The sequence below is a fragment of the Isoptericola sp. NPDC060185 genome, assembly GCF_042728595.1.
Taxonomy (GTDB): domain Bacteria; phylum Actinomycetota; class Actinomycetes; order Actinomycetales; family Cellulomonadaceae; genus Isoptericola.
Genome location: NZ_JBHWYY010000052.1, coordinates 1 through 11,986 on the forward strand (window position 1 = coordinate 1; position 11,986 = coordinate 11,986).

Annotated in this window: 11 protein-coding genes; 3 read left to right on the top strand and 8 right to left on the bottom strand. The window is 75.3% G+C overall.

Annotated features, from left to right (window positions below; translation table 11 throughout):
- On the top strand, window positions 1–667 hold a 667-nt coding region (locus tag ACFWDO_RS15325), incomplete at its 5' end, for a hypothetical protein (RefSeq protein WP_380347019.1).
- Window positions 668–727: 60 nt separating this feature from the next.
- On the opposite strand, the gene ACFWDO_RS15330 is transcribed toward ACFWDO_RS15325, so the two are convergent.
- From ACFWDO_RS15330 to ACFWDO_RS15340, 3 genes are read right to left on the bottom strand one after another with little or no spacing between them, the layout of a single operon-like run.
- Complete coding sequence (locus tag ACFWDO_RS15330) at window positions 728–1,783, bottom strand: NAD(P)/FAD-dependent oxidoreductase (protein WP_380315359.1); 1,056 nt, start codon at window positions 1,781–1,783, stop codon at window positions 728–730.
- Between the two features lie 18 nt (window positions 1,784–1,801).
- Complete coding sequence (locus tag ACFWDO_RS15335; RefSeq protein WP_380315441.1) at window positions 1,802–2,338, bottom strand: isoprenylcysteine carboxyl methyltransferase family protein; 537 nt, start codon at window positions 2,336–2,338, stop codon at window positions 1,802–1,804.
- 8 nt (window positions 2,339–2,346) lie between these two features.
- Window positions 2,347–3,423, bottom strand: a complete 1,077-nt coding sequence (locus ACFWDO_RS15340) for a type III polyketide synthase (protein ID WP_380315356.1) — start codon at window positions 3,421–3,423, stop codon at window positions 2,347–2,349.
- Window positions 3,424–3,510: 87 nt separating this feature from the next.
- On the opposite strand from ACFWDO_RS15340, the gene ACFWDO_RS15345 reads away from it, so the two are divergent.
- Both ACFWDO_RS15345 and ACFWDO_RS15350 read left to right on the top strand, forming a co-directional pair.
- Window positions 3,511–4,341 (top strand): UbiA family prenyltransferase, encoded by an 831-nt coding sequence (locus ACFWDO_RS15345; protein ID WP_380315353.1) that lies wholly within the window; start codon window positions 3,511–3,513, stop codon window positions 4,339–4,341.
- Window positions 4,342–4,397: 56 nt separating this feature from the next.
- Window positions 4,398–4,970 carry a prepilin peptidase gene (locus tag ACFWDO_RS15350; protein ID WP_380315350.1) on the top strand — a complete coding sequence of 191 codons (573 nt, stop codon included), beginning with the start codon at window positions 4,398–4,400 and terminating at the stop codon, window positions 4,968–4,970.
- Between the two features lie 87 nt (window positions 4,971–5,057).
- Here the strand turns inward: ACFWDO_RS15350 and ACFWDO_RS15355 are convergent, their stop codons facing one another.
- The 5 genes from ACFWDO_RS15355 to nuoL all read right to left on the bottom strand — a co-directional run bounded on the left by ACFWDO_RS15355 (window position 5,058) and on the right by nuoL (window position 11,977).
- Entirely contained in the window at window positions 5,058–6,002 is a 945-nt protein-coding gene (locus ACFWDO_RS15355) for a polyprenyl synthetase family protein (protein WP_380315438.1), read from the bottom strand.
- Window positions 6,003–6,181: 179 nt separating this feature from the next.
- Window positions 6,182–6,490 (bottom strand): hypothetical protein, encoded by a 309-nt coding sequence (locus tag ACFWDO_RS15360; RefSeq protein ID WP_380315347.1) that lies wholly within the window; start codon window positions 6,488–6,490, stop codon window positions 6,182–6,184.
- A gap of 147 nt (window positions 6,491–6,637) precedes the next feature.
- Window positions 6,638–8,398 carry an NADH-quinone oxidoreductase subunit NuoN gene (nuoN, locus tag ACFWDO_RS15365; RefSeq protein ID WP_380315344.1) on the bottom strand — a complete coding sequence of 587 codons (1,761 nt, stop codon included), beginning with the start codon at window positions 8,396–8,398 and terminating at the stop codon, window positions 6,638–6,640.
- A complete protein-coding gene (locus ACFWDO_RS15370) occupies window positions 8,395–10,026 on the bottom strand; it encodes an NADH-quinone oxidoreductase subunit M (RefSeq protein WP_380315435.1) in 1,632 nt (543 codons plus the stop codon). The genes nuoN and ACFWDO_RS15370 overlap by 4 nt, the downstream gene beginning before the upstream one ends.
- A 25-nt stretch (window positions 10,027–10,051) precedes the next feature.
- Window positions 10,052–11,977 (bottom strand): NADH-quinone oxidoreductase subunit L, encoded by a 1,926-nt coding sequence (nuoL, locus tag ACFWDO_RS15375; RefSeq protein ID WP_380315341.1) that lies wholly within the window; start codon window positions 11,975–11,977, stop codon window positions 10,052–10,054.
- Between the last annotated feature and the right edge of the window lie 9 nt (window positions 11,978–11,986).

The window sequence follows — 11,986 nt, forward strand, 5'->3', positions numbered from 1 at the left end:
CGCCCTGGTTGCAGCGGGCGCCGTGCTCGCCGCCGGGGCGGGCGCCGCCGTCGCGCTCGCATGGCCCGACGGCGATCCCGGCCCTTCCCGCGGCGCGGCGGGGACGCAGGCCCCCGCGACGCCCGGTGGCGACACGCCCGCCGACACCCCGACCGAGAGCTCCGGGGACGACGCCTCCGAGGGTGACAGCTCCGTGGACGTCGGCGGCGACACCGCGCAGCCGTCCGGCGGGCCGATCGACGAGTGCCTCGTGGGCCGGTGGGAGCAGACGTCCATGACGGACGCGTGGAACCTGCTCGGCCAGCGGGTCGACGTGTCCGGCTGGGACGGCCGGGTCGTCGTCTTCGACGCGTCGGGCCGCGAGACGGTCGAGTACGACGACGCCGACCCCGTCACGGGCACCACCGCCGCCGGCACCCTCGTCGACACGTACCACGGGACGGCGCACTACCGCGTCTCCACGGACGGCGGCACCCTCCGGTTCGAGGACGTCGACAACTCGGGCGTGTCCGTCGACCGGGAGCTCGCGGGCATGACGGAGTCGTACACGCCGCCGTCGGTCGCCGCCTCGGACGTGGCGTACGAGTGCGACGGCGCGACACATGTGCAGCGGTCGGTGGGCGGCACCTACGAGGCGAGGTTCGAGCGCGTCGGCACAGGACGGTGACTCGTTGCGCGTGACCCGGTGTCCACGGAAAGGGCGACGCCGCCCTCCCCGAGCGACCGCTCAGCGCGCGAGCCGCTCCACGACCACGCCGTAGAGCCATGGCAGGCGGGACGCGGCGGGCACGACGGAGCCCCGCAGCGGTGAGCCCGCGGCGGCGACGAGTCCCGCGGTCAGCAGGCGGTAGTCGCGGGTGACGCGCGCCCAGCGGCGCTCGTACGCCGCCGGGTCGTCCAGGTGCTCGACCGCCGCGCGCGCCTGCGCCAGCCCCACCCGCAGCCCCTCCCCCGTGAGCGCGTCGACGTACCCCGAGGCGTCGCCCACCAGGCGGACCCGGCCGGAGGTGCGGGCGGCGGACCGCACGCGCAGCGGTCCGGCCCCGCGCACCGGCCCGGCGTCCGCGCCCTCGAGCCGGGCGGCGAGCCTCGGCAGCGTCGCGAGCTCGGCGTCGAAGTCGACGCCCGCCGGGCCCAGCAGCGCGACCCCGACGAGGTCCGGGGCCACGGGCGTCACGTACGCCTCGACGCGCGGCCCCCAGTGCACCTCGACCAGGTCGGACCACGGCGCCACCCGGAAGTGCCGCCGCAGCCCGAAGCGCCGCCGGTCCGCCGGCGGCCTGCCCCGCCCCCGGGCCGGAACGCCGCGCGACGCGGCGACGTCCAGGCCCGATTCCCGCCGGACGCGGGAGTGCAGCCCGTCGCAGGCGAACAGCCACCGCGCCCGCACGCCGCCCGCGGCGACCAGCCCCCCGGACTGCTCGACGGTCGTGACGCGGCGCGCCAGCACCACCGCCCCCGCGTCGAGGGCGGCCTCGTGCAGCGCCGCGTGCAGCGCCGTCCGGCGCACCCCGCGCCCCGGCCCGGCCGCGAACCGGTGGTCGGCGACCACGCCGCCCTGCCGGTAGGAGATGCCGGCCAGGTCGTGACCGGGTGGGTCGACGCCGAGCCGGCGCACCGCGGCGAGGGTGCCCGGCATCAGCCCCTCGCCGCACGCCTTGTCGACGGGGGCCGGACGAGGCTCGAGGACCACGACGTCCAGCCCCGTGCGGCGGGCCTCGAGGGCCGCCGCCAGCCCGACCGGGCCACCGCCTGCCACCACCACGTCGGCGTCCGGGGTCATAGCGGGGTCACGGCGGGATCACCCGGCATGCCCGGCGACCGCGTCGTCGGCCCGGCGCAACGCGCGCTCCTCGGCGGGGACGCGGAACCCGAGCAGCAGCCAGGCGTTCAGGACGGAGAAGACGACGGCCGTCAGCCAGGCCGTGTGCACCAGCGGGAGGGCGAACCCCTCGACCACCACGGCCACGTAGTTCGGGTGCCGGAACCACCGGTACGGGCCGCCGGTGACCAGCGGCAGCCCCGGGACCACGATGACGCGGGTGTTCCAGCGCTCCCCGAGCGTTGCGATGCACCACCAGCGCAGCCCCTGGCTCGCGAGCACGAGCGCCAGCATCGGCCAGCCCAGCCACGGCAGGAACGGCCGGTCGGCCAGCACCACCTCGGCGACGCACGCGAGCAGCAGCCCGGTGTGCAGGGCGACCATCGCCGGGAAGTGGCCGCGCCCTGACTCCACCCCGCCGCGGGCGAACGACCAGCGGGCGTGCCGGGCCGAGACCACGAGCTCGGCGACCCGCTCGGCCCCCGTCGCGAGGACCAGCGCGACGTACAGCGCCACGGACGCGCTCACGCGACCTCCCGCCCGCGCAGGAGGACCAGCTCCGCGGACACCCCGGGGCCGAACGCCATGAGCACCGCCCAGCCCCCGGGCGGCGGCGCGCCGTCGTCGAGCGTTCCGGCCAGCACGTGCAGCACGGACGACGACGAGAGGTTGCCCTGCGCCGCGAGGGTCGCGCGGGTGCGGGCCAGCGCCGCCTCGTCGAGCCCCAGCGCGTCGCGGACGGCGTCGACGATCTTGGGGCCGCCCGCGTGCACCACCCAGGTCCCGACGTCGGCCACCTGCAGGTCGTGCGCGGCGAGGAGGTCCTTGACGTCGCCGGCGAGGTGCGCACGCAACAGCTGGGGCAGCTCCGCCGACAGCACGATGCCGAAGCCGCTGTCCCGCACGTCCCAGCCGAGCTGGTCCTCGGTGCCGGCGTACAGCCGGCTGCGGGTCGCCACGACCTCGGGCACCGGCCGGCCGGCCGGGACCGCGACGTCCTCGCCCCCGACGACCACCGCGCTCGCGCCGTCGCCGAACAGGCCCGAGGACACGAGGTTGGCGGTCGACGCGTCGTCCCGCTGGAACGTCAGCGAGCACAGCTCCACCGAGACCAGCAGCGCCGTGGCCTCCGGGCGCCCGCGCAGGTACTCGTCCAGCAGGCCGAGGCCCGCCGCGCCGCCCGAGCACCCCAGCCCGAACGACGGCACCCGCCGCACGTCCGCCCGCAGCCCGAGCCGACCCACGAGGGAGGCGTCGATCGACGGCGCACCGATCCCGGTCACCGACGTGAAGAACAGGAGGTCCACGTCCCGCGGGTCGACGTGCGCGGCCGCGAGCGCCGTGCGCGCGGCCCGCTCCGCCAGGTCGGTGCCCTCGCGCACGAAGTGCGCGTTGGCCTGCGCGAAGGACGTCGGCCCGGCGTACGCGGGCAGCGGGAGCGCGAGGTGCCGGGTGCGCACGCCCGACGACGCGTGGAGCCGACGCGCGACGGCGCGGCGCGTCTCGTCCGCCGCGAGCAGGGGCAGCACGACGTCGTCGATCCGCTCCTGCGGGTGCGCCGGGCCGGGCAGGACGGGTGCGACGGCCAGGACTCGCGACATGGGGGCATCGTGGCACCGGCCGGCCTCGCCCGCTCGGGCGCGTGCCCGCCACCTGCCGGGACGGCGGGGCCGCGCTACGTTCCGCACATGACGGTCGGGGGTGCGGCGCGGTGGCGCGGGCTCGTCGTCGCCGCGCACGCGCCCCCCGCGGCCGTGGTGACGCTGCTCGGCCTCGGGCTGGCGCTCGGCGCCGGGGCTGCGCTGCCGCGCGCACTGCTGGTCACCGCGGCGGTCGCCGCGGGGCAGCTCTCCGTCGGGTGGAGCAACGACTGGCTGGACGCCGCGCGGGACGCCCGCGTCGGGCGCCGCGACAAGCCCACGGTGACCGGCGCCGTCTCCCCCGCGACGCTGCGTGCCGCGGCCGTCGGCGCGCTGGCGGCGTGCACGCTGCTCTCCCTGGCGACGGGGCTGCGGCCCGGGCTGCTGCACCTGGCCGCCGTCGCGAGCGCGTGGGCGTACAACGCCGGGCTCAAGTCGACCGTGGTGTCGTGGCTGCCCTACGCGGTCTCGTTCGGCCTGCTGCCCGCCTTCGTCGTGCTCGCGGCCGGACGGCCCGCCGTCCCCGCCTGGCTGGTCGGCGCGGGGGCCCTGCTCGGGGTGGGCGCCCACGTGGCCAACGTGCTGCCCGACCTGGAGGACGACCACGCGACCGGTGTCCGCGGGCTGCCCCACCGCCTGGGCCGGCGCGCCTCCAGCGTGCTGGCGCCGGTGGCGCTCGCCGCGGGCAGCGTCGTCGCGCTCGTCGGGCCCGGCGCGCCCGGCCCGACGGCGGTGGCCCTCACCGGCGCGGCCGCGGTCGTCGCCGTCGCGGCCGGCGTGGTCGGCGTGGTGCGACCGCGCAGCCGGGCGCCGTTCCTCCTGAGCATGGCCGTCGCGGTGGTGTGCCTGGGGCAGCTCGTGCTCGCGGTGTCGCTCTGACGACGGCCTGTGGACGCAGCGCCCGGAGACCGGGGCGCCGCCCCTAGCATGCTCCGATGCCCTCGACCCTGGACCGCGCCCGGCGCGAGCTCGCCCCGGTCCGCCGCGCCGCCGGCGTGGGCGCCGTCCCGGCCGTGGCCTGGGCCGTGTGGGCGAGCGGCCCGGGCTGGGCCACGCCCGCGTTCCTCGTCCTGGCCTGTGCCGGCGTCGCCCTGGCGGTGGTCGACCTGCGCACCCACCGGCTGCCCGACGCCTTCACCCTGCCCGCGACCGCCCTCGTCATGGTGCTGCTCGGGGTCGCCGCCCTCGCCACCGGCGACGGACGGGCCCTGTTCCGTGCCCTCGCGGGCGGGCTCGTGCTCGGCGCGGCGTACCTGCTGCTGCACCTGGTCCACCGGGCCGGGATGGGGCTCGGGGACGTCAAGCTCGCCGTGCTGCTCGGCGTCGCGACCGGCTGGGCCGGCTGGTCCACCTGGGCCGCAGCCGCCCTGCTCCCGTTCCTGCTCGGCGGGCTCGCCGCGCTGGCGCTGCTCGTCACCCGCCGCGCGTCGCGGACGACGCCGATCGCGTTCGGCCCCTTCATGCTGGCCGGCGCGGCGATCGCGCTCACGGCCGCGCGCCTCGCCTGAGCGCGGCCCGGGGCGGGCGGGCCGACCGGGCAGCGGGCGAGGCCGACGACGAAGCGACGAGGGTGCGCCTCGGCGGCGTCGTGACCGTCAGGCGGCGCGGTCTGCGAGGGTCCCCGCGAAGTCGGCGAGCGCCTGCTTGACGGGCCCGTCGGGCAGCGGAGCCAGCTCGGCCGCGGCGTCGTGCGCCCCGCGGACGGCGAGGGCGCGGGTCTCGGCGAGCACGTCGTGGGCGCGCAGGTCGGCGACGACGGCGGCCAGCGCCGCGTCGTCCGACAGGTCCCCGTCCAGCCGCGCGAGAAGGGCGGTGTCAGCCTCGGTGCCCCGGCCGTCCGCGACCCGCTGGCGCAGCAGCAGGACCGGCATGGTGGGCACGTGCTCGCGCAGGTCGGTGCCGGGCGTCTTGCCGGACTCGTCGCCGCTGGAGGCGATGTCGAGCACGTCGTCGGCGAGCTGGAACGCGACGCCGACCTTCTCCCCGTACGCCGCGACGGCGTCCAGCACCTCGGGCGGGCAGCCGCCGAACATGGCGCCCAGCCGGGCCGACGTCGCGAGCAGCGAGGCCGTCTTGTCGCTGAGCACCTGCAGGTAGTGCTCGACCGGGTCCTCGCCGTCGCGCGGGCCCATGGTCTCGTGGAGCTGGCCGAGGCACATGCGCTCGAACGTCGCCGACTGCAGCAGCACGGCCTCGGGGCCCAGGCCGGCGACGAGCGCCGACGCCCGGGCGAAGAGCAGGTCCCCCACGAGGATCGCCACCGAGTTGCCCCACACCGTGTGCACGGCGGGCGCCCCGCGGCGCAAGGGCGCGGAGTCCATGACGTCGTCGTGGTACAGCGACGCCACCTGGGTGAGCTCCACGACCACGGCCGCGTCCACGAGCTCCGGTCGCGTGCCGTCACCCAGCTCGCCGGTGAGCAGCGTCAGCAGCGGGCGGAACCTCTTGCCGCCCGCCGCGACGAGGTGTCGGGACGCGTCGTCGGCCAGGGCGTCGGACGAGGCCACGGCCGCGTCCAGCGCCGCGTCGACCAGCGTCATCCGCGCGGCGAGCCGGTCGGCGAGCGCGGGGTCGGACAGCGGGATCGCCGGCGGCGGCGAGGGCGGCGTGTGCCCCGGCCGGGAGGCCGGTGCGGAAGGTGCGCGAGTCACTGTCCGAACCTATCCGTCCCCGGCCTGGAACACCGCACCGAAACCGCCCGTCGGACGCGTCGCGTCGCTCACCTCCCGGCGGCGGGTCGGTCCGAGGTCTGCTGTTCCAGGAGCCACTGGTCGTACTGCTCCCACGCGGCCTCGCGCTGCTGCCCCTCGAACCACAGCGCGAAGAAGAACAGCCCGGCGGCGACGAACATCGCCGCCACGATCCAGAGGGACGGTACGAGCAGGTCGCGCATCCGGTGGATCTTCTCGTCCGGGATGAAGAGCCGGCGCCCGCCCAGGGACCAGAACGTGAAGAAGAGCGCGATGGCGACCAGGACGATCGCCGTGATCGTGGCGAAGGCGCCCGGGCCGTCCAGCGGCGGCGTCATCCGCGCACCACCGGGTGCAGCGAGAGCACGACGATGTCCATCCCCCTCGTTCACGGCCGTCCCCGTGTCCGGCACCCGGAGGAACGATAGGGCCAGGGCGCGGCGGCGCCGAGGGAAGTCCTCCCCTCGCTCCGCCGGCCCGTCCCGTCACGGCCGGAACTGGGCCGCCTGGCCGACGAGGTCCAGCGCCCCGGCCGGCAGGATGCCGAGCAGCAGCACGCCGACCGCGCAGACCGCGATCGCGAACGCCGCCGGCCCGCGCGAGCCGACCACCGTCACGACCGTGCGCGAGACCAGCGTCCGGGTGGCCGCGCCGGTGAGCGTGGCCGTCCCGCCGCCGGTGGTCCCGGTCGCCGGTCCGCCCTCGGCGTCCGAGGTCGAACCTGCCGTCGACCCTGCCGCCACGTCGGCGTCGCGCCCGGGCGCCGGGGTCAGCACCATGAGCACGATGACCCGCACGTAGAAGAACACGGCCACCGCCGAGGCGAGGACGCCGAGCAGCGCGAGCGGCCAGGCCCCCGCCTCCACCGCGGCGGAGAACACGCCGAACTTGGCCACGAACCCGGCGGTGAGCGGGATCCCCGCCATCGACAGCAGGAACAGCGAGAACGCCGCGGTCAGCCAGGGCGCCTTGTGGCCGAGCCCGGCCCACTGCGCCAGCCGCGTGGCCTCGCCGAGCACGACGCCGTCGTCCGGCACGGGCCCGTCGCCCGGTGTCTCGTCGCCGGTCACCGTCCGCTCGCGCACCAGCGTGACGACGGCGAACGCGCCGATCGTGGCCAGGCCGTACGCGAGCAGGTAGAACAGGACGGCCCGGGAGCCGGCCTCGTCCATCCCGACCAGCCCGACCACGAGGAACCCGGCGTGTGCGATCGACGAGTACGCGAGCATCCGCTTGACGTCCGTCTGCACGGCTCCGGCGACGGTGCCGACCAGCATCGTGAGGATCGCGACCGCCCACAGGGCGACGTCGAGGTCGTGCCGGAACTCGGGCGTGAGGCCGTTCGCGACCGTGAACAGCACCCGCACGAGCGCGCCGATCGCCGCCGCCTTGGTGCACGCCGCCATGAAGCCGGTGATGGGCGTCGGGGCGCCCTGGTACACGTCGGGCGTCCACGCGTGGAAAGGCGCCGCGCCGATCTTGAAGAGCAGGCCGCTGAGGACCAGCAGCAGGCCCACCACCACGAGCGCCGGCATCGTGCCGAGCGGCGACGTCGCCGGGTCGGCGAGCACCGCCACGACCTCCTCCAGGCGCACCGTGCCGGCGAAGCCGTAGACGAGCGCCACGCCGAAGATGAACAGCGCGGAGGCGAACGCGCCGAGCACGAAGTACTTGAACGCCGCCTCCTGGCTGAGCAGGCGACGGCGCCGCGCCGTCGCGCACAGCACGTACAGCGGCAGCGAGAGCACCTCGAGCGCCACGAACATCACGATGAGGTCGTCCGTGGCGGGGAACAGCAGCATGCCGCCCGTCGCGAAGAGGATCAGCGGGAAGATCTCGGTCTGCTGCAGGCCCGCCCGACGGGTCTCGTCCTCGTACGCGGTGCCGGGCACGGCCGCGGCCGACGGGGCGAACGCGTCCTGGCCGGTGGTGGTGCGCTCCGCGACGACCAGCACGCCCAGCACGGCGCAGATCCCGACGACGGCCTGGACGCCGAGGCCGAACGGCGTGAGCAGGTACGACCCACCGACCACCGACACCGCGCCGTCCTGCACCCGGTCCCACAGCAGGCCCACCGCCACCAGCGACCCGACCAGGGCCAGCAGGGTCAGCGTGAGCTGCGTGGCCCGGCGCGCGCGGGCGGGCACGAACGCCTCCAGCAGGACGCCGAGGACGCCGGCCGCCAGCACGATCAGCACCGGGGAGACGGCCGCCCAGTCGATGGGCGGTGCGACGAAGTCGTTCACAGCTGGCTCCCCTCGGTGACGGCCGACGCGCCGGCGGCGTCCTCGGCCGACGACTGGACCACGGGCGGCGGGTCGGTCTCCCCGACCTGCTGGACGGCGACCCCGCCCGGTGCGCGGACGTAGTCGAGCACCGGACCGGGCACGAGCCCGAGCACCAGGAGCGCGCCGACGAGCACGCCGGCCACCGTCTTCTCCCGGCCGTCGAGGTCGCGTGCGGTCTGGAGCTCCGGCGTCGTCGCGCCGGTGAACATGCGCTGGTACGTGAGCAGCACGTACACGGCGGCGAGGACGACGGCGGGCACGGCCACGAGCACCGCGGCGGGCCAGCGCGAGTACGACCCGAGGAACACCATGATCTCGGAGACGAAGGTCGCGAGGCCGGGCAGCGACGCGGCGGACAGGCCCGCCACGAGGAACGTGCCGCCCAGGATCGGCGCCACCTTGCGCAGGCCGCCGTAGTCGCCGATGAGCTGGCTCTGGCGCGGGTGCCGGGCGATCGCGAACCCGGCGATGAGGAACAGCGCGCCGGTGGAGATGCCGTGGTTGAGCATCATGAGGCCGGAGCCCGCGGTGCCCAGCGACGTGAACGTGAAGATGCCCAGGATGATGAAGCCGAAGTGGGACACCGACGTGTAGCCGATGAGGCGCAGCACGTCGCTCTGCCCGATGGCGAGGATCGCGCCGTACAGGATCGAGACCACCGCGAGCACGACGACGAACGGCGCCGCCCACCGGCTGGCCGCGGGGAACAGCGGCAGGCACAGGGTCAGCATCCCGAAGGTGCCCACCTTGTCGAGCACGCAGATGAGCAGCGTGGACGTGCCGGGCGTGGCGTTCTGGGTGACGTCGGGCAGCCACGAGTGCACCGGGAACATGGGCGCCTTGATCGCGAACGCGAGGAAGAAGGCGCAGAACATCAGCTTCTCGGCCGTCGGGTCGAGCGTCAGTCCGGTGAGGTTGTCGGTGAGGAAGGTCGCGGGGCCGCGGTCGGCCGCGGGCACCTGCAGGTAGAGCGCGATGACGCCCACCAGCATGACGAGGCCGCCCGCCAGGGAGAACAGCAGGAACTTCACCGCGGCGTACCGGCGCTGCGGCCCCTGCCCGAACCCGCCGATGAGGAAGTACGCCGGGATCAGCATGGCCTCGAAGACCACGTAGAAGAGGAACACGTCGCGCGCCGCGAAGACCGTCACCATGAACGCCTCGAGGACCAGCACGGTGGCGAGGTAGCGGCGCAGCCGCGCGTGGTCGCCGCCCTGCTCCTTCCACGCGGCGAGGATCACCAGCGGCACGAGGCCCACCGACAGCGCCACGAGCAGCAGGCCCACGCCGTCGACCCCGACCGCGTAGCTGGCCCCGAGCGCCGGGATCCAGGAGTGCGTCTCGGTGAGCTGGTGGGTGCCGGCGTCGCCGGTGTCGAAGGCGGCGAACGCCCCGACCAGCAGCGCCACCTCGACGAGCGCGCCGACCAGCGCGACCGTGCGCGCCGTGCCCGCGCCGAACCTCCCCGCCCCGGTGACCGCGCCCGCGGCCGGGCGTCCGCGCCCCACGCCGGTGAGGGCCGTGGCTGCCGCCGCGACCAGGGGCCACACGATGAGGACCGTGAGCCAGGGGAACCCTGTGGACATCGTCATCCCTTCGTTCACCGTCCGATCAGCTCGCCAGCGCCCACACGACGATCCCCACAACCCCGAGGCCGCCGAGCATCGTCGCCGCGTACGAGCGCACGTAGCCGTTCTGCAGCCGGCGCAGCCGTGCGCCGAACCGCCCGATCCCGCCGGCCAGCCCCAGCCAGCCGCCGTCCACCGCCGCGCGGTCCAGGTACACGAGCGAGCGCGTCAGGTACTGCCCCGGGCGCATGACGACCGACTCGTTGACGTCGTCCTGGTGCAGGTCGACCCGGGCGGCGCGCACCAGCGCGGGCGCCGGCGGCGGCTCCACCGGGACCGCGGCCATCGCGTACTGCCGGAAGGCGAGCAGCGCGCCGACTACCACCAGCAGCAGGGTGAGCGTCATGAGCAGCCATACCGGGAGCACCGGCTCGTGGTGCGCCGCCTCCCCGGTGACGGGCTCCAGCCAGGTGACGAACCGGTCGCCCGCCGCCAGGATGCCGCCGAGGGCCACCGACCCCACGGCCAGCACGATCATCGGCCACGTCATCAGCCGCGGGGACTCGTGCGGGTGCCGCACCGGGGCGCCGTCGTCGCCCGGCCCGCCGTCGCTCCAGCGCCGACGGCCCAGGAACGTCATGAAGAACAGTCGCGACATGTAGTACGCGGTGATCCCCGCGCCGAGCAGCGCCGCGGTCCCGAAGACCCACGGCCGCCAGCCCTCGCCGACGAACGCCGCCTCGATGATCTTGTCCTTGGAGAAGAAGCCGGAGAACGGCGGAACGCCCAGGATGGCGAGCCAGCCCAGGCCCATCGTGATCGCCGTGACCGGCAGCAGCCGGGCCAGCCCGCCGAAACGACGCATGTTCACGTCGTCGTCCATCGCGTGCATCACGGACCCGGCCCCGAGGAACAGGCCGGCCTTGAAGAAGCCGTGGGTCAGCAGGTGGAAGATCGCGAACGCGTAGCCCACCGGTCCCAGCCCCGCGGCGAGCATCATGTACCCGATCTGCGACATCGTCGACGCCGCGAGGGCCTTCTTGATGTCGTCCTTCGCGCAGCCGACGATCGCCCCGAACAGCAGCGTGAGGGCGCCGACGACGGCGATGACGAGCTGCGCGTCGGGCGCCACCTCGAGGATCGGGCCGGAGCGCACCAGCAGGTAGACGCCCGCGGTCACCATCGTGGCCGCGTGGATGAGCGCCGACACGGGCGTCGGGCCGGCCATCGCGTCCCCGAGCCAGGCCTGCAGCGGCAGCTGCGCGGACTTGCCGCACGCCGCCAGCAGGAGCATGAGACCGACGGCCGTCATCATCCCCTGGCCGGCGGCCGTCGCCCCCTCGCCGGCCGCGGGGAGCACGGTGGCGAAGTCGACGGCGCCGAACGTGGCGAGCATGAGCATCATCGCGACGATGAGCCCCATGTCGCCCACGCGGTTCATGACGAACGCCTTCTTCCCCGCGACCGCGTTCTCCCGCTTGCCGTCCCAGAAACCGATGAGCAGGAACGACGCCAGGCCCACGCCCTCCCAGCCCACGAAGAGCAGCAGGTAGGAGTCCGCGAGCACGAGCAGCAGCATCGCCGCGACGAACAGGTTGAGGTACCCGAAGAAGCGGCGCCGGTCGACGTCGTGGTCCATGTAGGCCACCGAGTAGACGTGGATGAGCGTGCCGACGAACGTCACGAGCATCACGAACGTCATCGACAGCGGGTCCACCTGGAACCCGACGTCCACGTGCAGCGGCCCGGTCTCGATCCAGGTGCCCACGGTGTGGGTGCCCACGCGCTGGTCGGCGGGCGTGCCCAGCATGTCGAGCAGCATCACCAGCCCCACGACGAACGTCGCGGCGCTGGCGAGCACGCCCAGCCAGTGGCCCCACCGGTCGCTGCGGCGCCCGGCGAGCAGCAGCACGAGGGCGCCGGCCATCGGGGTCGCGACCAGCCAGGGGGCGAGGGAGAGAGTCTGCATCGTCGGAGG

Bases quoted from the DNA above. Each gene is read 5' to 3' on its own strand.
- ACFWDO_RS15330 (WP_380315359.1), bottom strand. From the start codon at position 1,783: ATGACCCCGGACGCCGACGTGGTGGTGGCAGGCGGTGGCCCGGTCGGG.
- ACFWDO_RS15340 (WP_380315356.1), bottom strand. From the start codon at position 3,423: ATGTCGCGAGTCCTGGCCGTCGCACCCGTCCTGCCCGGCCCGGCGCAC.
- ACFWDO_RS15345 (WP_380315353.1), top strand. From the start codon at position 3,511: ATGACGGTCGGGGGTGCGGCGCGGTGGCGCGGGCTCGTCGTCGCCGCG.
- ACFWDO_RS15350 (WP_380315350.1), top strand. From the start codon at position 4,398: ATGCCCTCGACCCTGGACCGCGCCCGGCGCGAGCTCGCCCCGGTCCGC.
- ACFWDO_RS15355 (WP_380315438.1), bottom strand. From the start codon at position 6,002: ATGACGCTGGTCGACGCGGCGCTGGACGCGGCCGTGGCCTCGTCCGAC.
- ACFWDO_RS15360 (WP_380315347.1), bottom strand. From the start codon at position 6,490: ATGACGCCGCCGCTGGACGGCCCGGGCGCCTTCGCCACGATCACGGCG.
- ACFWDO_RS15370 (WP_380315435.1), bottom strand. From the start codon at position 10,026: ATGTCCACAGGGTTCCCCTGGCTCACGGTCCTCATCGTGTGGCCCCTG.
- nuoL (WP_380315341.1), bottom strand. From the start codon at position 11,977: ATGCAGACTCTCTCCCTCGCCCCCTGGCTGGTCGCGACCCCGATGGCC.